This is a genomic window from Pseudonocardia oceani (genome assembly GCF_019263585.2).
GTDB classification, from domain to species: domain Bacteria; phylum Actinomycetota; class Actinomycetes; order Mycobacteriales; family Pseudonocardiaceae; genus Pseudonocardia; species Pseudonocardia oceani.
Genome location: NZ_JADQDF010000001.1, coordinates 5,728,222 through 5,747,098, shown reverse-complemented (window position 1 = coordinate 5,747,098; position 18,877 = coordinate 5,728,222). Strand labels below are relative to the sequence as shown.

The 18,877-nt window shown below is 75.1% G+C and carries 20 protein-coding genes; 4 read left to right on the top strand and 16 right to left on the bottom strand.

Annotation, left to right across the window (positions count from 1 at the left end; genetic code table 11):
* Nucleotides 1-72: 72 nt before the first annotated feature.
* From I4I82_RS28820 to I4I82_RS28800, 5 genes are all read right to left on the bottom strand, one after another.
* Nucleotides 73-864 (bottom strand): TrmH family RNA methyltransferase, encoded by a 792-nt coding sequence (locus I4I82_RS28820; RefSeq protein ID WP_218594453.1) that lies wholly within the window; start codon nucleotides 862-864, stop codon nucleotides 73-75.
* 50 nt (nucleotides 865-914) lie between these two features.
* Entirely contained in the window at nucleotides 915-1,301 is a 387-nt protein-coding gene (gene rplT / locus I4I82_RS28815) for a 50S ribosomal protein L20 (RefSeq protein ID WP_218594451.1), read from the bottom strand.
* Nucleotides 1,302-1,335: 34 nt separating this feature from the next.
* Nucleotides 1,336-1,560, bottom strand: coding sequence for a 50S ribosomal protein L35 (gene rpmI / locus I4I82_RS28810; protein ID WP_172164090.1), 225 nt, complete (start codon nucleotides 1,558-1,560; stop codon nucleotides 1,336-1,338).
* A gap of 37 nt (nucleotides 1,561-1,597) precedes the next feature.
* Complete coding sequence (gene infC / locus I4I82_RS28805; RefSeq protein ID WP_218596244.1) at nucleotides 1,598-2,287, bottom strand: translation initiation factor IF-3; 690 nt, start codon at nucleotides 2,285-2,287, stop codon at nucleotides 1,598-1,600.
* A gap of 174 nt (nucleotides 2,288-2,461) precedes the next feature.
* Nucleotides 2,462-5,236 (bottom strand): AfsR/SARP family transcriptional regulator, encoded by a 2,775-nt coding sequence (locus I4I82_RS28800; protein WP_218591828.1) that lies wholly within the window; start codon nucleotides 5,234-5,236, stop codon nucleotides 2,462-2,464.
* Between the two features lie 69 nt (nucleotides 5,237-5,305).
* Between I4I82_RS28800 and I4I82_RS28795 the strand changes: the two genes are divergently transcribed.
* From I4I82_RS28795 to I4I82_RS28785, 3 genes are read left to right on the top strand one after another with little or no spacing between them, the layout of a single operon-like run.
* Nucleotides 5,306-5,548 (top strand): hypothetical protein, encoded by a 243-nt coding sequence (locus I4I82_RS28795; protein WP_218591827.1) that lies wholly within the window; start codon nucleotides 5,306-5,308, stop codon nucleotides 5,546-5,548.
* Entirely contained in the window at nucleotides 5,548-5,796 is a 249-nt protein-coding gene (locus I4I82_RS28790; RefSeq protein ID WP_218591826.1) for a hypothetical protein, read from the top strand. Before I4I82_RS28795 ends, I4I82_RS28790 begins: the two co-directional genes overlap by 1 nt.
* Complete coding sequence (locus I4I82_RS28785) at nucleotides 5,793-6,467, top strand: class I SAM-dependent methyltransferase (protein WP_218591825.1); 675 nt, start codon at nucleotides 5,793-5,795, stop codon at nucleotides 6,465-6,467. The genes I4I82_RS28790 and I4I82_RS28785 overlap by 4 nt, the downstream gene beginning before the upstream one ends.
* Nucleotides 6,468-6,480: 13 nt before the next feature.
* Here I4I82_RS28785 and I4I82_RS28780 read toward each other — a convergent pair whose 3' ends face one another.
* The 7 genes from I4I82_RS28780 to I4I82_RS28750 all read right to left on the bottom strand — a co-directional run bounded on the left by I4I82_RS28780 (nucleotide 6,481) and on the right by I4I82_RS28750 (nucleotide 14,207).
* The gene (locus I4I82_RS28780) at nucleotides 6,481-7,044 is read right to left on the bottom strand and encodes a hypothetical protein (RefSeq protein ID WP_218591824.1); all 564 of its coding nucleotides are present in this window, start codon (nucleotides 7,042-7,044) and stop codon (nucleotides 6,481-6,483) included.
* A gap of 206 nt (nucleotides 7,045-7,250) precedes the next feature.
* The gene (locus I4I82_RS28775; protein ID WP_218591830.1) at nucleotides 7,251-7,481 is read right to left on the bottom strand and encodes a hypothetical protein; all 231 of its coding nucleotides are present in this window, start codon (nucleotides 7,479-7,481) and stop codon (nucleotides 7,251-7,253) included.
* Between the two features lie 119 nt (nucleotides 7,482-7,600).
* Nucleotides 7,601-10,522 (bottom strand): excinuclease ABC subunit UvrA, encoded by a 2,922-nt coding sequence (gene uvrA, locus I4I82_RS28770; RefSeq protein ID WP_218591823.1) that lies wholly within the window; start codon nucleotides 10,520-10,522, stop codon nucleotides 7,601-7,603.
* Between the two features lie 729 nt (nucleotides 10,523-11,251).
* Nucleotides 11,252-12,808 carry a polyamine aminopropyltransferase gene (locus I4I82_RS28765; RefSeq protein ID WP_218591822.1) on the bottom strand — a complete coding sequence of 519 codons (1,557 nt, stop codon included), beginning with the start codon at nucleotides 12,806-12,808 and terminating at the stop codon, nucleotides 11,252-11,254.
* A gap of 36 nt (nucleotides 12,809-12,844) precedes the next feature.
* Nucleotides 12,845-13,288 carry a DUF350 domain-containing protein gene (locus tag I4I82_RS28760; protein WP_218591821.1) on the bottom strand — a complete coding sequence of 148 codons (444 nt, stop codon included), beginning with the start codon at nucleotides 13,286-13,288 and terminating at the stop codon, nucleotides 12,845-12,847.
* Between the two features lie 14 nt (nucleotides 13,289-13,302).
* Nucleotides 13,303-13,704, bottom strand: a complete 402-nt coding sequence (locus tag I4I82_RS28755; RefSeq protein ID WP_218591820.1) for a DUF4247 domain-containing protein — start codon at nucleotides 13,702-13,704, stop codon at nucleotides 13,303-13,305.
* Entirely contained in the window at nucleotides 13,701-14,207 is a 507-nt protein-coding gene (locus I4I82_RS28750) for a DUF2617 family protein (RefSeq protein WP_218591819.1), read from the bottom strand. Before I4I82_RS28750 ends, I4I82_RS28755 begins: the two co-directional genes overlap by 4 nt.
* Nucleotides 14,208-14,344: 137 nt before the next feature.
* Between I4I82_RS28750 and I4I82_RS28745 the strand changes: the two genes are divergently transcribed.
* Nucleotides 14,345-14,746: an OsmC family protein gene (locus I4I82_RS28745; RefSeq protein WP_218591818.1), complete on the top strand. Its 402-nt coding sequence runs from the start codon at nucleotides 14,345-14,347 to the stop codon at nucleotides 14,744-14,746.
* A 757-nt stretch (nucleotides 14,747-15,503) separates the two neighbouring features.
* On the opposite strand, the gene I4I82_RS28740 is transcribed toward I4I82_RS28745, so the two are convergent.
* The 4 genes from I4I82_RS28740 to I4I82_RS28725 form a co-directional block, all read right to left on the bottom strand.
* Nucleotides 15,504-16,220, bottom strand: coding sequence for an ABC transporter ATP-binding protein (locus I4I82_RS28740; protein ID WP_218591817.1), 717 nt, complete (start codon nucleotides 16,218-16,220; stop codon nucleotides 15,504-15,506).
* 70 nt (nucleotides 16,221-16,290) lie between these two features.
* Nucleotides 16,291-17,052 carry an ABC transporter ATP-binding protein gene (locus I4I82_RS28735; RefSeq protein ID WP_218591829.1) on the bottom strand — a complete coding sequence of 254 codons (762 nt, stop codon included), beginning with the start codon at nucleotides 17,050-17,052 and terminating at the stop codon, nucleotides 16,291-16,293.
* Nucleotides 17,049-18,020, bottom strand: coding sequence for a branched-chain amino acid ABC transporter permease (locus I4I82_RS28730; protein WP_218596243.1), 972 nt, complete (start codon nucleotides 18,018-18,020; stop codon nucleotides 17,049-17,051). The genes I4I82_RS28735 and I4I82_RS28730 overlap by 4 nt, the downstream gene beginning before the upstream one ends.
* A complete protein-coding gene (locus I4I82_RS28725) occupies nucleotides 18,017-18,874 on the bottom strand; it encodes a branched-chain amino acid ABC transporter permease (protein WP_218591342.1) in 858 nt (285 codons plus the stop codon). Before I4I82_RS28725 ends, I4I82_RS28730 begins: the two co-directional genes overlap by 4 nt.
* Between the last annotated feature and the right edge of the window lie 3 nt (nucleotides 18,875-18,877).

Below are 18,877 nucleotides of genomic sequence, written 5' to 3'. Positions count from 1 at the left end.
GGCTGCCTCCTGGTCCGCACGGCCGGGCCGCCGGTCGGCCCACCGCCCGGCGGCTACCCGGCAGCAGCGCGGTCAACCCCGGCGGGTCCGCGCGGCCACGCTCGCGTACAGGCAGATCGCGGCGGCCGTGGCGAGGTTGAGGCTCTCCGCCCGGCCGTGGATCGGCACGCGCACGCGGTGGTCGGCCCGCTCGGCGAGTTCGGCCGGCACGCCGTGCGCCTCGCCGCCGAAGACCCAGGCGACGGGTCCGCCGAGCACGGCGTCCGCGGCGGGGTCGTGCAGGTCCAGCTCGCCGTGGCCGTCGGCGACGAGCAGCACGAGCCCGGCGTCGCGGCAGGCGTCGAGGACGGCGGCGGCGTCGCGGTCACGGGCCAGCGGCAGGTGGAACACGCTGCCGGTGGACGCGCGCACGGCCTTGCCGTTGTGCGGGTCGACCGTGTCGCCCGCGAGCAGCACGGCGTCGGCGCCGGCCGCGTCGGCGACGCGGATGACGGTGCCGGCGTTGCCCGGGTCGGCGATCCCGGCGCACACGGCGACGAGCCGCGGGGTGCCCCGCAGCGCCTCGGCGACGGGCACGTCGAGCAGGTCGCAGACGGCGACGAGCCCCTGCGGGGTGACGGTGTCGGACAGCGAGTCGGCGGCGCGGTCGTCGACGACGGTGACGCGCGCGGTCCGCGCGAGGAGCTCGGGGTGGCGGGCGGCCGCGGCGTCGGTGACGAACAGCTCGTGCACCGCGCCCGCGTCCAGCGCCTCGCGGACGGCCTGGGCCCCCTCCACGAGGAACCGCCCGGCCCGATCGCGCCCCGCGCGTCGCAGCAGCTTGCGCGCTGCGACGACGCGGGGTGAACGCTGCGTCGATGCGATCTCCGCAGGCGCTGCGACCGGTGTGCCGGGCGGTGTACCCTGCGGCCTGGTCAGGCCGCCGACTCCTTCTGCGAGGCCTGCGCCGGGACGTTGGCCCGGGCGACCTCGACCAGCGCGGCGAACGCGGCCGGGTCGCTGATCGCGATCTCCGACAGGATCTTGCGGTCGACCTCGACACCCGCGACCGACAGGCCCTGGATGAAGCGGTTGTAGGTCATGCCGTTGGCGCGGGCCGCGGCGTTGATGCGGGTGATCCACAGCTTGCGGAACTCGCCCTTCTTCGCGCGACGGTCGCGGTAGGCGTAGTTCAGCGAGTGGAGCATCTGCTCCTTCGCCTTGCGGTACAGCCGCGAGCGCTGCCCGCGGTAGCCGCTCGCGAGCTCGAGGGTGGTGCGCCGCTTCTTCTGGGCGTTCACCGCGCGCTTCACGCGTGCCATGAGAGTTCCTAACGTGGGGGGTGGAAGGGGGAGGTCAGCGGCCGAGCATGGTGTTGACGCGCTTGGTGTCGGCCTTGGCGACCTCGACCGTGCCGGACAGGTCGCGCGTCTCCTTGCTCGACTTCACCTCGAGGCGGTGGCGCAGGCCGGCCTGCTGCCGCATGAGCTTGCCGCCGCCGGTCACCTTGACCCGCTTCGCGATGCCGCTGTGGCGCTTGTTCTTCGGGGTCTTGCTGTGGTTCCGGGCCTTCTTGGGCATGGCAGTTCCTACTCCAGTGCTGGGACGGGACAGGCCGTCAGGCCTGGTCCGTGTCGGCGGCGGGCGCCTGCTCGGCGGACACCTGGTCGGGTGCCTGCTCGTGCTCGACGGCCTGATCGGCTGCCTGCTCCTGCTCGACGGACGCCGGGCGGGCGCGCGGGGCCGGCTTCTTGGTCGGACCGATCACCATCGTCATGTTGCGCCCGTCCTGCTTGGGCGACGCCTCGACCACACCGAGATCGGCCACGTCCTCCGCGAGGCGCTGCAGCAGCCGGAACCCGAGCTCGGGCCGGGACTGCTCGCGCCCACGGAACATGATCGTGACCTTGACCTTGTTGCCGCCTTCGAGGAAGCGACGGACGTGGCCGCGCTTCGTCTCGTAGTCGTGCTTGTCGATCTTCGGTCGGAGCTTCTGCTCCTTGATCGTGGTGAGCTGTTGGTTGCGGCGGGACTCCCGGGCCTTCTGCGCGGACTCGTACTTGAACTTGCCGTAGTCCATGAGCTTGCAGACGGGCGGGCGGGCCTGGGCGGCGACCTCGACGAGGTCGAGCTCGGCCTCCTGCGCCAGCCGCAGGGCGTCCTCGATACGCACGATGCCGACCTGTTCCCCGTTCGGCCCGACCAACCGGACCTCGGGAACGCGGATTCGGTCGTTGATGCGCGTCTCTGTGCTGATGGGGTCTCCTCGTATCGACGTCGTGGGAGCGACGGAGCGAAGACCCGACAAACGATCACCGACAGACGGGTGCCGCCGCTGGGCGGCACGTCGGCCGGCGACCGGACCCGAACACCCTGGGGTGGGCGGGTGGGAGCGGGGCTCCACTTGATCGCCCTGACGCAGATGGGAACGCGCGACAGGGTGGTCGCATTCCCCAGCGTAGCAGCCCCCGGCGCCGGGCCCTCACCGCACCAGGCGCCGCGCCAGCGTGACGGCGCCGGCGTCGCCGAGCGCGGCACCCTCGGCCAGGGCCGGGGCGTACCCCTCGCCCAGTGCGGTCCGGGCGGCGTCCTCGACGGCCAGGACCCGCCCCGCGTCCGCACCGTACTCGCGGCCGGCGCGGGGGCTCGCGCGCAGCGCGCCGAGCAGCACGGTGGCGTCGCGGTGACGGCCGTGGCGCGACAGCACCTCGGCCAGCGCGCGCATCGCGACCCAGAGCTGCGTCCACGCGCCCATCCCGATCCAGGCGTCGAGCAGCGGGGCGAACGAGGCCGGGGACCGGGCACCCGCGCGGGCCGCCGTCGTGAGCAGCGTGTGCCGGGCGACCCCGGCGAGGAACGCGGCGTCCACCTCCTCGGCCAGGGCCACGGCCCGTTCGAGGTGCTCGGCCGCGCCGTCCTGTCCCGACTCGGCCCGCCGCTCCCCCGCCGCGTACGCCGCCCACCCGAGCGCGAGCGGCGAGCCCATCCGCGAGGCCAGCGCCGTGCACGCCTCCTCGTGCCGGCCCGCGGTCGCGTCGTCGCCCGCGTAGGCGGCGGTGATGGCGAGGTCGCACAGCGCCATCACCCGGGTCACGTCGTCGTCCGCGGCGGCGGCGAGGTCGGCGCTGCGGCCGGCGTGCACCGCGGCCCCGACGAGGTCGCCCTCGGCCAGGGCGACGTTCGCCAGGCCGTCGTGCGCCTCGCCCCCGAGCAGCGCGTCGCCCAGGCGATCGGCGATCCCGAGCGCGCGGACGCACCGCTCGCGGGCCCCGCGCAGGTCACCGCGCTGCCACAGCGGCATGGCGGTCAGCGCCAGCACGCGGGGCACCAGGGGGTGCGCGGTCCCGGCGACGGCCAGCGCGTCCTCCGCCAGTGCGGCGAGGTCGGCGCGGGCGCGCTGGTACCCGAGCTCCGCGCACACGTGGGCGAGGCGCAGCAGGTCCTCGGTGGGACCCGCCGTGCACAACCACGCGTGGGCACGACCGATGTCGGCGAGGTGGGCGTCGAACCGGCGCACGGCGGCGGCCTCGTCGGGCCGCGACCGCGCGGCCAGCGTGTCGACCGCGAGCGCCACGACCCACGCCGCGTGCCGGGCCTGCAGGGCCGCGAACCCGGGGTCGGTGGCGAGGAGGGAGCGGCAGAAGGCGCGCAGCGTCTCCAGCATCCCGAACGTCACCGGGTCGCCGTCGCGGCGCCGCACCAGCGACCGGTCGACGAGGTCCGGGAGGACCCGCGCGTCGCCGCACACGGCGGCGACCGCACCCGCCTCGACGGCTCCGGCGAACACCCCGAGCCGGACGAACAGCGTGCGCTCGTCGTCGTCGAGCAGGCCGTAGGACCACTCGACGACGTCGCGCAGCGACCGGTGCCGCAGCGGGGCGGTACGGCGGCCGCGCCCCAGCGCGTCGAGGGGGTCGTCCAGGGCGGCGAGCAGGCCGGGCAGGCCGACGGCCCCCACCCGTGCGGCGGCCAGCTCGAGCGCGAGCGGCAGGCCGTCGAGGCGGGCGCAGACGACGGCGACCTGCTCCGGATCGGGCACGGCGACCGGATCGGCGGCGCCGATGCGGTCGACCAGCAGCGCCGCGGCCGGCGCGGGCGCCAACGGCGCGAGCGGCAGCACGTGCTCCCCGTCGGCCCGCAGCGCCTCCCTGCTGGTCGCGAGCACGACGACCCCCGGTGCGCCGGCGACGACGGCCTCCACGAGCGCGGCGACCGGGTCGGCGACGTGCTCGCAGTTGTCGAGGACCAGCAGCTGGCGCCGGGTGGCCAGCACCTCGACGATCCGCGCTCGGAGCCCGTCGCCCGCGGCCAGCCGCAGCGCGGCCGCCACGGTGCCGGCCACGGTGTCCGGCGTGGCCGGCACCAGGTCGACGAGGAGCGCACCGTCGTCGAACCGGTCGGCCAGCGACGCGGCGACGTGCCGCGCCAGCCGCGTCTTGCCCACACCACCCGGCCCGCAGAGCGTCACCAGCCGGTGTTCGGTGAGCATCGCCGCCGCCCGCGTGACGTCGGCGTCCCGGCCGAGGAAGGCGCTGACCGGCAGCGCGGGGCGCGGGCGCTCCCCGTCACGGAGGAGGCGTTCGTGCAGCCGGGCCAGCTCCGGGGACGGATCGGCGCCGAGCTGCTCGGCCAGCTCCGCGCGGAAGCGGGCGTAGACGCGCAGGGCCTCGGCGGGTCGACCGCCTGCGGCCTGCGCGCGCATCAGCGTCGCGGCCGCGCCCTCGTGCAGTGGCTCCACCGCCAGCAGCGCGGCCGCGGCCGCCACGGCGTCGTCGGAGCGCCCGGCGGCGAGCAGCGCGTCCGCCCGACGCGCGGCGGCCGCGCTGTGCAGGGCGACCAGCCGGGCGGCCGCCGGTCCCGGGTCGTCGAGCTCGGCGTAGGGGCGGCCGCGCCACAGGGCCAGTGCGGCGTCGAGGTCCGCCAGGGAGACGGTGGGCCGCTCCAGGAGCCCGGCGAACACGACGGCGTCCACCGGTGCGTCGAGCCGGTAGCAGCGCGGACCGGTGGTGACGCGGACGCCGGGCGGCAGGAGACGGCGCAGCCGGGCGACGTTCGTCTGCAGCGCCCCGTCCGGGTCGGCCGGCTGGTCGTCGCCCCAGACGAGGTCGGCGAGGACGTCGACGCCGACGTCGGCCCCGGCGTGCAGGGCGAGCGCGGTGAGCAGGCGCCGCTGCCGCCCGCTGGGGACCGGGACCGGCACGGCGTCCGCGGCCAGCACGAGGAGCGGACCGAGCACCCCGACCGCTGTCGCGTCCACACCGGACATCATGCCCGCTGACAGCGCACGGACACCCTGCCGACAGCGCCCACCCCTACCGTTCGCACCATGACCACGACCCTCCCGTCCCCCACCGCCGAGCAGTTCGGGGAGGACGCCCGCGAGTACCTCCCGTCCGTGCCGGACGTCGCCGCCGTGCTGGCCCGTGGGGGCCGCGTCGCCGACGCCACGTCCGTCACCGGCACGTTCGACCGGTCGCGGCGTTCGAGTGCATCCACGACCTGCCCGACCCGGTCGGGGTCCTCGCCGCCATGCGCCGCCTCGCCGGAGCGAACGGTGTCGTCCTCGTGATGGACGAGCGGGTGGCCGACGCGTTCACCGCACCCGGCGACGAGGTCGAGCAGGTGATGTTGGGCTACAGCCTGATGTGCTGCCTGCCCGACGGCATGGCGCACCCGCACCCGCACTCGGCCGGGACGGGCACCGTCATGCGGCCGGACACGCTGCGCGACTACGCCGGCGAGGCCGGGTTCGCCGGCGTGGACGTGCTGCCGATCGAGGACGTCTTCTTCCGCTTCTACCGCTTGGTCACCCGATGACCGCCCGGGAGGTTCCCGCCGTGCCCACCGCCCCGCTCACCACGCGCCCCGGCCTCGGCGCCCGCCTGGACGCGGCGCTCTACGGGCCGGTGCTGCTGCTCGGCGAGGTGCGCGGCATGCGCCGGCGCCGCACCGCCCTGGTCGGCGCGGCCCGCGGCCGCGTGCTGGAGATCGGCGCGGGCACCGGGCTGAACCTGCGCCACTACCCCCACGACGTCGACGACCTCGTGCTCACCGAGCCCGACCCCGGGATGGCCGCGAGGCTGCGCCACGCGGTGAGCCGGTCCGGGCGGCGCGCCACGGTCGTCGAGGCAGGAGCCGACGCGCTCCCCGCGGCAGACGGATCGGTCGACACCGTCGTGTCGACGATGGTGCTGTGCACGGTGCCCGACCCGCTCGCGGCGCTGCGCGAGATCTCCCGGGTGCTGGCGCCGGGAGGACGACTGCTGTTCTGCGAGCACGTGCTGGCCGCCGACGAGCGCACGGTCCGGCGCCAGCACCTCCTCGCCGGGGCCTGGGCCCGCTTCGCGTCCGGCTGCCGCTGCGACCGGGACCTGCTCACCGCGATCGCCGGCGCGCTCGACGTCGACCGGGTGCACGAGGAGACCTGGCGCGGGATGCCGGTGCTCGTACACCCGCTGGTGGTGGGGTCGGCCCGGCCCCGCCGCTAGCCGTGCGGCCGGCTCAGGCCGCCTGCCCGAGCCAGCGTCGCAGCTCACCTGTCTCGACCGAGACGAAGCCGGTGGCCGGGGACCCGTGGTAGTCGTGCAGGCCGGTGTGCAGCGTGTAGTGCAGGCGGCGCCGGCGCAGGTAGACCAGCACGCGCCGGTCGACCATCGCGACGAGGTGGGTGCAGCCGTGCTCCCGCGCCACCCGGGCGGCGGCGTCGAGCATGCGCTCGAAGATGCGTCGGTTGCGGAACCGCGAGCGGACGGCGGCGGTGAGCACGTCGAGCAGCACCACCGGCTCCTCCCCCGCGAGGTCGGCCCCGACGTCTGCCCCGAACGGCTGCGCCTCGGCGTCCTCCAGGCTCAGCGACGTGCGCGGCCCGGGCAGCCCGAGGCGCATCATCCCGGCCCAGCCGCCGTCACGGACGAGCACGATCTGGGTCTGCAAGAGGTGCTCGGCGTAGTAGCAGCCGAGGTCCTCCGCCGACTCGCCGTACGTCGCCCGGAACACCCCTGCCTCGATCCGCTCGGCCACGGCGAGCGCCTCCGGGAACGGCGGCTCCGTCGCCGGGAACGCCACGCACGTACTCGCTTCCACCATCATCCGACCCCCGCCGACCGTCCGGGCGGCGGGCCGCTGCCCGCCGCCCATTCAGTCGTAACAGCGTTTCGGACGGTGATCCACGGGTCGCGGCAGCATCAGACGTCTGCCGCACCCGATTGGTCCAACCTGCCGCACCTATCGGCGGCAGGCGGCGGGACGGGTGACCGCCAGTAGGGGGACGATTACGAACCGTCGCCCAGATCGCCCTCGACGGTGCCTTCCGGCTTGCTCTCGGAGTCGCCGCCGAAGCCCGGCGCGAGGTCGGCCGGGTCGGGGCTGTCCGGGTCGGCCGCGGCGCCGCCCTCCGGCGGGTCGGGCTGCGGGATGCCCGCCGGGTTGGGCGCCACCCGCTCGGTGTTCGTGCCCGGCGGGACGGTGCCGCCCCGGTCCTGGCCGCCTGTTCCCTGGGTCATCGTGGTCCTCCCCGCGTCGGCTCCCGGCGGACCTCCCGCCGGGATGCCGGACGGCTACCCGCCGGGGCGGGACCCAACCGGAGCGCCGGGGCGGACCCCGACCGGGCCGGCGGCCGGGCTCAGCCGGCCGCGCGGACCGTCGACCCGGCCTTGCGGCGCCGGGCCGGGGCCGGGCGCGCCGCCAGCGGCGTGACGAGACCCTGCAGGAACTGCCCGGTGTAGCTCGTGGGGTGCGCCGCGATCTGCTCCGGCGTGCCCTCGGCGACGACCGTGCCGCCGCCCGAGCCGCCCTCCGGGCCCATGTCGATGACCCAGTCGCTGGTCTTGATGACGTCGAGGTTGTGCTCGATGACCAGCACCGAGTTGCCCTTCTCGACCAGCCCGTTGATGACGAGCAGCAGCTTGCGGATGTCCTCGAAGTGCAGGCCGGTGGTGGGCTCGTCGAGGATGTAGACCGTGCGCCCGTTGGAGCGCTTCTGCAGCTCCGAGGCCAGCTTCACGCGCTGGGCCTCGCCGCCCGACAGCGTGGGCGCGGGCTGGCCGAGCCGGACGTAGCCCAGCCCGACGTCGACGAGCGTGCGCAGGTAGCGGCTGATCGAGTTGATCGGCGCGAAGAACTCGGCGCCCTCCTCGATCGGCATGTCGAGCACGTCGGCGACGGTCTTGCCCTTGTAGTGCACCTCGAGCGTCTCGCGGTTGTAGCGCGCGCCCTTGCAGACCTCGCAGGGCACGTAGACGTCGGGCAGGAAGTTCATCTCGATCTTGATCGTGCCGTCGCCGGAGCACGCCTCGCAGCGCCCGCCCTTGACGTTGAACGAGAACCGCCCCGGCTGGTAGCCGCGCACCTTGGCCTCGGTGGTGGAGGCGAACAGCTTGCGCACCTGGTCCCACACGCCGGTGTAGGTGGCCGGGTTGGAGCGCGGTGTGCGCCCGATCGGGCTCTGGTCGACGCGCACCAGCTTGTCGAGCTCGTCGAGCCCGGTGATGCGGGTGTGCCGGCCGGGCACCTGGCGGGCGCCGTTGAGCTTGTTGGCCAGCACCGTGGCGAGGATGTCGTTGACCAGCGTCGACTTGCCCGAGCCGGACACGCCGGTGATCGAGACGAGGCAGCCGAGCGGGATGTCGACGTCGATGCCGCGCAGGTTGTGCTCGCGCGCCCCGACGATCGTGAGTTTGCGCTGCGGGTCGGGCTTGCGGCGCTCCGCGGGGACCGGGATCGACCGGCGCCCGGACAGGTAGGCGCCGGTGAGCGAGGTGTCGTGGGACTCGAGCCCGTCGACGGGGCCGCTGTAGACGATGTGCCCGCCGTGCTCGCCCGCGCCGGGGCCGATGTCGACGGCCCAGTCGGACGCCCGGATGGTGTCCTCGTCATGCTCGACGACGATCAGCGTGTTGCCCAGGTCGCGCAGGCGCACCAGCGTCTGGATGAGCCTGCGGTTGTCGCGCTGGTGCAGCCCGATCGACGGCTCGTCGAGGACGTAGAGCACGCCGACCAGGCCGGAGCCGATCTGCGTGGCCAGCCGGATGCGCTGCGCCTCGCCGCCCGACAGCGAGCCGGCCGCACGGGAGAGCGAGAGGTAGTGCAGGCCGACGTCGAGCAGGAAGCCCAGGCGCGCCTGCACCTCCTTGAGGATGGAGCCGGCGATCACCGTCTGCCGGCGGTCGAGCACCATCCCGCCGAGGAACTCCGAGCACTCGGCCACCGACATCGCGGAGATCTCGGCGATCGAGCGCTCGCCCTGGTCGCGGTGGGTGAGCGTGACGGCGAGTACCTCGGGACGCAGCCGTGCGCCCTTGCAGACCGGGCACGGCACGTCGCGCATGTAGCCCTCGTAGCGCTCGCGCTGCGAGTCGGACTCCGTCTGGTCGAGCCGGCGCTCCAGGAACGGGATGACGCCCTCGTAGCTGGCGTAGTACGAGCGCTCGCGGCCGTAGCGGTTGCGGTAGCGGACGTGCACCTGGTCGTCGCTGCCGTGCAGCACGGCCTTCTGCTCGGCGGCCGTGAGCTTGCGCCACGGCGTGTCCATCCGGAACCCGATCGCACTCGCCAGGCCCTCGAGCAGCCGCCCGAAGTACTCGGCGGACTGCCCGGTGGACCAGGGCGCGATCGCCCCGGCGGCCAGGGAGGCGTCCGGGTCGGGCACGACGAGCTCCGGGTCGACCTCCTTCTTGATGCCGATGCCGCTGCACTCCGGGCACGCGCCGTAGGGCGAGTTGAAGGAGAACGTGCGCGGCTCCAGCTCGTCGAGCGCGAGCGGGTGCCCGTTGGGGCAGGCCATGCGCTCGGAGAAGCGAACCTCGCGGTGCAGGTCGTCCTCGGGGAGGTCGACGAACTCGAGCACGATCAGGCCGTCGGCCAGCCGCAGCGCCGTCTCCACCGAGTCGGTGAGCCGCTGCTTCGCCGACCCCTTGACCGAGAGCCGGTCGACCACGACGGAGATGTCGTGCTTCTCCTGCTTCTTCAGCTTCGGCGGGTTCGTGAGCTGGTGCACCGTGCCGTCGACCAGAACGCGGGAGTAGCCCTGCGTCTGCAGCTGGTCGAACAGGTCGACGAACTCGCCCTTGCGGGTGCGCACGACGGGCGCGAGCACCTGGAACCGCGCGCCCTCCTCCATCGCCAGCACCTGGTCGACGATCTGCTGCGGCGTCTGCTTCTCGATCACGTGCCCGCAGACCGGGCAGTGCGGGATGCCGGCGCGCGCGTAGAGCAGGCGCAGGTAGTCGTAGACCTCGGTGATCGTGCCGACCGTGGAGCGCGGGTTGCGGTTGGTGGACTTCTGGTCGATCGACACCGCGGGCGAGAGCCCCTCGATGAAGTCGACGTCGGGCTTGTCCATCTGCCCGAGGAACTGCCGCGCGTAGGCCGAGAGCGACTCGACGTACCGGCGCTGCCCCTCCGCGAAGATCGTGTCGAACGCGAGGCTCGACTTGCCCGAGCCGGAGAGCCCGGTGAAGACGACCATGCTGTCGCGCGGCAGGTCGAGGTCGACGCCGCGCAGGTTGTGCTCGCGGGCGCCGCGCACGATCAGACGATCCGCCACGGAAGGGCCTCCTGTGTCCGGAAGGGGACGAACCGGCGGTGCTCGCGCCGGTCCCTCCATGCTAGGCAGGGGCACCGACAACCACGCGCCGACCACGAGGATCGCACAGACGTTCGATCACGGTCGGCGGGCCCTCGTCCGGTCGGCGCCGCTCGCCGGAACTGCAGGTCAGCCGGGATCCGCGTCCGATCAGGACGCCGGCGGACCGGCCCGCCGGGGGCCGGCGGTGCAGCCGTCCGCGACGGCGACCGGTCCTCCCGCTGCGCCGGACGGCCCCGTCAGCGCAGGCCGGGGTGTCCCACCGCACGACGTCGTCGCCGACCTCGTCGGACTCCAGGTCGGCGGCCGCGAGGGCGCGCAGGTACGCGGCCGGGCCGGGCGCGAGGACGCGGCGCTCGTCCTCGTCGCGACCGGCCACGACGACCTGCCCGACCGTCCCACGCGGCCACCACCCCGCGAGCCGGTAGGCGCGGCGGACCGGGTCTCCGCGACGGGCAGGAGGTGGTGCGGGAGCACCTGCGGGTCCTCCGGCGACGGCCCCTGCCCGCCGGCGAGCGCGTACAGCGCCGCGAGCTCCGCGGGGAACCGGACGCCGGACGACTCCTGCGCGCCGGCCACCGCCGCGGCGGTGGCGGGCGGGTTCAGGCGCGGGCGACGTCGAACCCGGCAGCGGCGCGCGGTCCGGGCGGTCCGGGCGGTCCGGGCGGTCCAGGCGGTCCAGGCGGGCGCTCAGCGCACGTAACCCGCGCGGGTGTCGTCGACGATCAGCGGCCGGTCCAGCGTGGACGGCTCCAGGTCGAGGGGCGGCCGGTCGCGCGGGAACACCGCGGCGGCCGCGAGCCCGGCCTCGTCGAGGAACCGCAGCTCCGGGGCCCGCGGCGACAGCGTGAGCCCCGGCGGGCCGCCGGGTGCCGCGAGCGTGAAGCCCCAGTCGCCGAAGCTGGGCACGTGCACGTGGTACGGGGTGACGCCGAGCCCGGCCGACGCGACGGTCGACACCGTGCGCCAGTAGGCCTGCGGCGTCGAGTAGGGGCTGCCCGACTGCACCACGAGCTGCCCGTCCGGGGTCAGCGCGCGGGCGACGAGGCCGTAGAACTCCGTGGAGTACAGCCGCCCGAGCACGGGGGTGTCGGGGTCGGGGAGGTCGACGACCACCGCGTCGAAGGTGCCCGGCGCCGCCTCGCGCAGCCAGCGGAACCCGTCGTCGACGACGAGCCGCACGCGCGGGTCGTCCAGCGCGTGGTCGTTGAGCTCGCCCAGGCGGGTGCGGGCCAGGTCGAGCACGGCGGGGTCCAGCTCGACCTGCACCACCTCGGTGACCGACGGGTGGCGCAGCAGCTCGCGGGCCGCGAGGCCGTCGCCGCCGCCGAGCACGAGCACCCGGGCCGGGTCGCGCGACAGCACGGGGTGGACGAGGGCCTCGGTGTAGCGGTGCTCGTCGACGCTGGAGAACTGGAGGTCGCCGTCGAGGTAGAGGCGCACGTCGTCGCCCCGCTCGGTGACCACGATCTGCTGGTAGGCCGACGTCAGGTCGACGACGACGGGGTCGGCGTAGAGCCGCTGGCGCGAGGTCTCGACGATGTCCTGGGCCTGCACGAGCAGCACGGCGAGCCCGGTGGCCGCCACGAGCAGCGCCGCCGTGGCGACCGCCCGCGCCCGCACGCGCAGCTGTCCGCGCAGCACGAACGCCGCGACGACGGCGGCGGCCACCAGGTTGACCATCCCCGTCACGGCCGACCCGCGGATCTGCCCGACCAGCGGCAGCAGCACGAACGGCCAGGCCAGTCCGCCGACGAGCGCGCCCGCGTAGTCGGCGGCGTTGAGGTCGGCGACGAGCCGCCCGGCGGAGCGGCCGTCGCCCGCGAGCAGCGTCATGAGCAGCGGCACCTCGGCGCCGACGAGCACCCCGATCACGGCGGTGGCCAGCACGAGCACGGCGCTGCTCGTGCCGTGGAAGGAGAAGGCGACGTAGAGCGCGGTGGCCGAGAGCCCGCCGACCACCCCGAGCACGATCTCGATCGCGACGAACGCCGGCGCCGCGTGCGGCAGCAGCGGCTTGGCCGCCAGCGCGCCGACGCCGAGCGCCGCGACGAACCCGGCGACGATGAGCGAGGTGACCGCGATGCCGCCCCCGGCGAGCGTCACGGCCAGGGTGAGCAGCACCAGCTCGTAGACCAGCCCGCACGCCGCGCACACCGCGACCGCGGCGAGCAGGAGCGGGCGCGCCCGGCGCGACCCCAGCGGCGGGGCGTCGGCGGGGACGTCGAGGACGGGTGGGGCGGTCACGACCCCGATCCTGCCGTCACGGCCCCGGCACCTCTGTCACGAGAGGGCCGCCGCGTTCACCGCCCCGATCGCGAGCAGGCTCGACCCGACGGCCCAGGCCGCGCCGCTCATGCGGGTCTCGGTGACCAGCGCGCGCAGGTGGCCCGGCACGAACGCGTCGAGCAGCCGCAGCGCCACACCCTGCAGGACCACGCCGAGCAGGCCGTAGACCAGCGAGTCGACGAGGCCCTGACCCAGCGAGTCGTCGCTGGTCAGGATGGCCGTGACGACGATCAGCGCCAGCGCCAGGTGGTTGGCCGCGAGCAGGACCGCGGCGTTGGGGTTGCGGTCGGTGTAGACCTGGCGGCGTAGGTTGCCCGGCGTCAGCACGTCGAGCGCGACGAAGCCCAGCGCCAGCACGGCGAACCCGACGACGAAGTACAGCAGGGTGGCGAGCACGCCCTGACCGAGCAGGGTGGCGTCCACGGATCCGAACTCCATGGCGAAGATCATCCTCACTTCACGTCGTCGTCGTCGTCATCGGTGGCGGCCGGGGAACCGGGGGTGAAGCCCTGGCCGAGGTAGGCGTAGGAGCCGTCGCGGTAGGCGCCGTCGAGGTCCTCGACGCGGACGGTGCTGCCACCGCTCGCCGGGCTGACCACGACGATGTCGTCGTCGAAGCGCAGGTACTCGCTGCCCGCGTCGCTCGCCTGCGCCGCGGGCGGCACGGCCCCGGCGATCTGCGAGGCCGCCGCGGCGACCGGTGCGGCGGCCAGGTAGGTGCTGGTGTCGCCGGACTCGCTCTGCTCGTCGAAGGTGTCGTCGAGGAAGCCGCGGACGTCCGAGCCGGCGCCGCAGCCGGTCAGCAGGGCGAGCGACACCGCCGCGGCCGCCCACCGTCCCGCGTGCCGCCTCACGGCGTCCACCTGCTCCGCGTCGTCACGATCACGCCCTCCTCGGGTCCGGGGTAGAGGTGCCAGGTGCGCCAGGCCCAGCCGCCGGTGGGCACCGGTGCGCCGGTCAGCGCGGTGAGCGCGGCCCCGTCGCCGGGGAACGCGCCGCAGATCCACGACTCGTCGTCGGCCGCGCGGGCGCGCAGGTCCGCCGCGGTGGCGGCCAGGTCGGCCGTGGGGACGGTCGCGCTCTGCGAGGTCATGCGGTAGCCCCCCGAACGGGCGCTGCGCGGCAGGGGCCGCCCGCCCGCGGCCACGGCGTCGCAGGAGACCTGCTCGGTGAGCCGGTCGGCCCCCGCGGTGGCCGTGACGGCGTGCGAGGCGCCGAGGACGCCCAGCACGAGCCGCTGCCCCTCGTGCTCCAGCGCCAGCTCGGCGAGGACCGGGGGGACGGGTGCGTCGAGGAGCAGGCCCAGCGCGTCGGCGGCGACGTCACGCGGCAGCACCCGCAGCCGGTGCAGCGTCATCCTCGTTCTCCCTGTGATCATGCGAGTGCCGGGAACGTACCGGGTGGCCGGTTCCCCGGCGCCGATCGTTGCGCCACCGTGACGGAGCCCCGGATCACCGAGGCGGCTGTCCGGGGTCGACGGGCTAGGGTCGGCCGGTGGGAGAACCGAACGTGTGGTCCACCGCCCGTCTCGCCGACGGCGCGGGCCGCGACACCGACGTCGAGGTCAACGGGTACTCGTTGAGCTGCGCCGTCCCCGACGACGACGCCGAGCCGACCGGCGCCACACCCTTCGGCCTGCTGGCCGCCTCGCTGTCCTCGTGCACGGTGATGTCGGTGCGGACGTTCCTGCACCGCTGGCGCGTGGAGCCGGGCGAGGTGACGGTGCGGGTGTCGGTCCGTGGCGGGTCCAGCCCGATGCTGGAGCGGCGGGTGACGGTGGTCGGGGCGGTGGAGCCGGACCTGCGGGAGCAGCTGTCGGTGGAGATCGACAACACGCCGGTCACCCGGCTGCTGCGTGATGCCGTGCCGATCCGGACGGTGCTGGTCACGGGCTGAGGTCCGCCCCTCCCCGGATCGCCGCCGTCCGCAGGACCACAGCGTCACGCTTCCGGCGATCACGCACTGCTCCGTGACGGGTCGCGCCGCCCGCGGCCCGGCCGTTCCGCGGGCCGACGCCGCCGCCGTTCCCGCGCGCCGAGCCGGGTCCCGCGCGCCGGACAGGGTCCCGCGCGCCGCCGGGGCCTCGCAGGAGCGGGGAACGCGCGCGGCAACCGGGAACGCGCGCGGGAGCGAGGGCCGGCCGTGCTGTGCGGCCGGCGCGACCCGCAGCTCGGAAGGGCCGACGGCGGCGCGCACGTCCGCGCCGACTGCGCACCCTCCGGTCTCCCGCGCGCCACCGGACGTGCGCGGGAGACCGACAGGTGCGCGCGCCGAGCCATCTGCCCGTGATCGCCACCCGTCCCACCCACAGCTCCCGCGACGACCGTGGCGTGCGGCAGGCGGTGGTCACCGCGACCATCAGCCCTTGATCGCCGAGACCGCACCGCCGGCGCCCTCCGCCCGACCACCGCGTCACACTCCCGGCGACCACCGCAACCCCGCGCGTGACGGATCGCACCGCTGGCGCCTCCCGCGCGCGAAACAGGCTCCCGCGCGGCCCCGGGGCCGCGCACGAGCCGGGAACGCATGCGGCAACCGGGAACGCGCGCGGGAGCGCCCACCCCGGCGCGGCCGCCCCCGCGCGGCCGGCCGTGTGCGGCCGGCCGTGTGCGGCCGGCCGTGTGCGGCCGGCCGTGTGCGCGAGCGCCGAGAGTCAGGCCACCCCGAGCAGCCGCTGGGCCGTGTCGGGGTCGCGCCGGAACTCCCCCGTCGGCACCCGGTGCACGATCTCCCCCCGCGCCATCACCGCCACCTCGTCCGCCACACCGAAGGCCAGGTGCAGGTCCTGCTCCACCAGCAGGACCGCCACGCCCTCGGCCCGCATCGTCGTCACCACCCCGGCGATCTGCTCGACGATCGCGGGGGCGAGGCCGTCGGAGGGCTCGTCGAGCAGCACGAGCCGGGGGTTGGTGAGCAGGGCGCGCGCGACGGCGAGCATCTGCTGCTCCCCGCCGGAGAGCTGGCCCGCGAGCTGCTTGCGGCGCTCGCGCAGGCGGGGCAGGAGGTCGAGGATGCCGTCGACGGTCCAGGTCGCGCTGTGCCGGTGCCCGCGCCGCGCCCGCGACGCCAGGGACAGGTGCTCCCCCACCGTCAGCGTCGACCACACCCGGCGGCCCTGCGGCACCAGCGCCACCCCGGCCTTCGCGATGACGTCGGCGCGGCGCCCGGCGAGCTCGACGCCGTCGAGCACGACCGAGCCGGACGTCACCGGCACCAGGCCGGCCAGCGTCATCACCAGCGTCGACTTGCCGGCACCGTTGCGCCCCAGCAGCGCGAGCGTCGAGCCGGCGGCGAGGTCGAGGTCGACCCCGCTCAGCACCGTGCTCCGGTCATAGCCCGAGACGAGGTCGCGCACCACCAGCAGGCTCATCGCACTCCCTCGCTGCGCTCGGTCGGCATGAGCCCGGAGCGCTGCGCCCATGATTCGCTCGCGAGCTCGCTCATCGCAGGAACAGCTCCTCGCGGCGCCCGGCGCCGAGGTAGGCCTCGCGGACGGCGTCGCTCGCGCGCACGTCGGCGGGCGTGCCCGAGAGCAGCACCCGGCCCAGGTGCAGCACGGTGACGGCGTCGGCCAGGGCGAAGACGAGGTCCAGGTCGTGCTCGACGAACAGCACCGTGATCTCCGGCGGCAGCCCGGACAGCAGCTCGACCAGCCGCGAGCGCTCGGCGGGCGACATCCCGGCGGCGGGCTCGTCGAGCAGGAGCAGCGACGGGCGGCAGGCCAGCGCCAGCGCCACCTCCAGCTGCTTGCGCTCGCCGTGCGACAGCGACGGGACGGCGGTGTCGCCGCGCCCGGCCAGCCCGACGTCGGCGAGCAGCTCCTCGGCACGCTCGCGCAGCCCCGGGTCGCGGCGCGGCCACGGCGGGATCGTGCCGCCCGCGGTGTGGCGCCGGATCGCCAGCGTCAGCGTCTCCACCGCCGTCATCGAGGAGAACAGGCTGGAGTGCTGCAGCGTCTGGCTCATCCCGAGCCTGCTGCGCTTGACCTCCGAGAGCCGGGTGACGTCGCGGCCGGCCAGCTCGATCCGCCCGGCGTCGGCCCTGATCGTGCCGGTGACCAGCTTGAAGAACGTCGACTTCCCCGCGCCGTTGGGCCCGATCAGGGCGTGCCGGGCGCCCGGCTCGACGACGAGGTCGACCTCGTCGACGGCCTTGAGCGCACCGAACGCCCGACCGACGCCCGTGCACGTCAGCGCACTCATCCCGACCTCCTGCGCAGCAGCCCGGCCGCGCCCCGCGGCAGCAGGTAGACGACGGCGACGAACACGATCCCCAGCACGAGCGGGCCGTGGCCGTCGAACGTCGGGCCCAGCGCGTCGCGGACGACGACGACCAGCGCCGCCCCGAGCACCGCCCCCCACAGCGACCCCGCCCCGCCGATGACGACGGCGAGCAGCATCAGCGACGAGATGAGGAACCCGGCGTCGGCGGTGGACACCAGCCGCTGCTGCGCGACGAGCAGCGACCCCGCCATCCCCGCGACGCCGCCCGCCAGCACGAACACCGCGTACTTGTAGAGGGAGGTGGAGTAGCCCAGCGCCCGCATCCGGGGCTCGTTGTCGCGGATGCCGCGCAGCGCGTCCCCGAAGGGCGAGCGCGCGACCGTCCACACCAGCGCGAACCCGAGCGCGAACACCACCAGCACGTACCAGTGGGAGTAGCCGGCGTTGACCAGCGACGCGCCCCCCACGCGCACCGCGGGGATGCCGGTGAGGCCGTTCGCGCCACCCGTCACCGACTCCCAGGTGTTGGCGACCTGCCCGACGATCTCCCCGATCGCGAGCGTCAGCATGAGGAAGAAGACCCCGGCCGACCGGGCGGTGATCCAGCCGGTGAGCGCGGCCGCGAGCGCGCCGACGGCGAGCCCGGCCAGCAGCGGCACCGGTGCCTCGGCCGTGACGTTGATCGACACCCAGCCCGCGGCGTAGGCGCCCGAGCCGAAGTAGGCGGCGTGCCCGAGCGAGGGCAGCCCGGTGACGCCGACGAGCAGGTCCAGGCTCACGGCGAACAGCGCGAACACCAGGACCCGGCTCAGCGTCGTGGTGGCGAACGGGGCCAGGAACAGCGGCGCGGCGGCGAGCACCACGAGCACCACGACCGACACCCAGCGGCCGTACCCGCGGCGGCGCACCGCCTCGACGGGCTCGACCGACGACTCCACGGCGGTCACCGCGCCACCGCCGGCGTCCCGAACAACCCCTGCGGCCGCAGCACGAGCACCAGCGCCAGCGCCCCGAACAGCACGAACGACGCGAAGTCCGGCAGCAGCACCCGGCCGACGGTGTCGATCTGCCCGATCACCAGCGCGCCGACCAGCGCACCGCGCACCGACCCCAGCCCCCCGATGACGACGACGACGAGCGCCAGGATCAGCACCGTCGCGTCGAGACCGGGGCGGGCGCCGTAGATCGGGCCGCCGAGCACGCCAGCGACCGTCGCCAGCACGGAGCCGACCGCGAACACCGCCCCCTTGACGAGCCGGTTGTCGATGCCGAGCGTCGCCACCATCTCCCGGTCGGCGACGGTGGCGCGCACCAGCGCGCCCACCCGCGTCCGGTCGACGACGATGTAGACGGCCAGCGCGAGCACCGCCCCGATGACGATGATGAGCAGCCGGTAGGTCGGGTAGACCGCGCCGAGCACCGAGACCGAGCCGTCGAGCCCGGGCGGGGCCGCGGCGGACAGCGGGTCGTCACCGAACACGATGATCAGCAGCTCCGCCGCGATCAGGGCCACGCCGAGCGTGAGCAGGGCCTGGTCGAGGTGGCTGCGCCTGCGCAGCGGCTCGGTCATCAGCGACAGCAGCACCCCGCCGACCAGCCCGCCGACCGCGGCGATCGCCAGCGCGCCGAGGAACCCGCCCCAGCTGCCGGCGAGCGTCGCCCCGACGTAGGCACCGCCCAGGAACAGCGCGCCGTGGGCCAGGTTCAGGACGTCCATCATCCCGAAGACGAGCGACAGGCCGACCGCGAGGATGAACAGCAGGAACCCGATGGCGAACCCGTTGAGGATGCTGACGAGCACGCC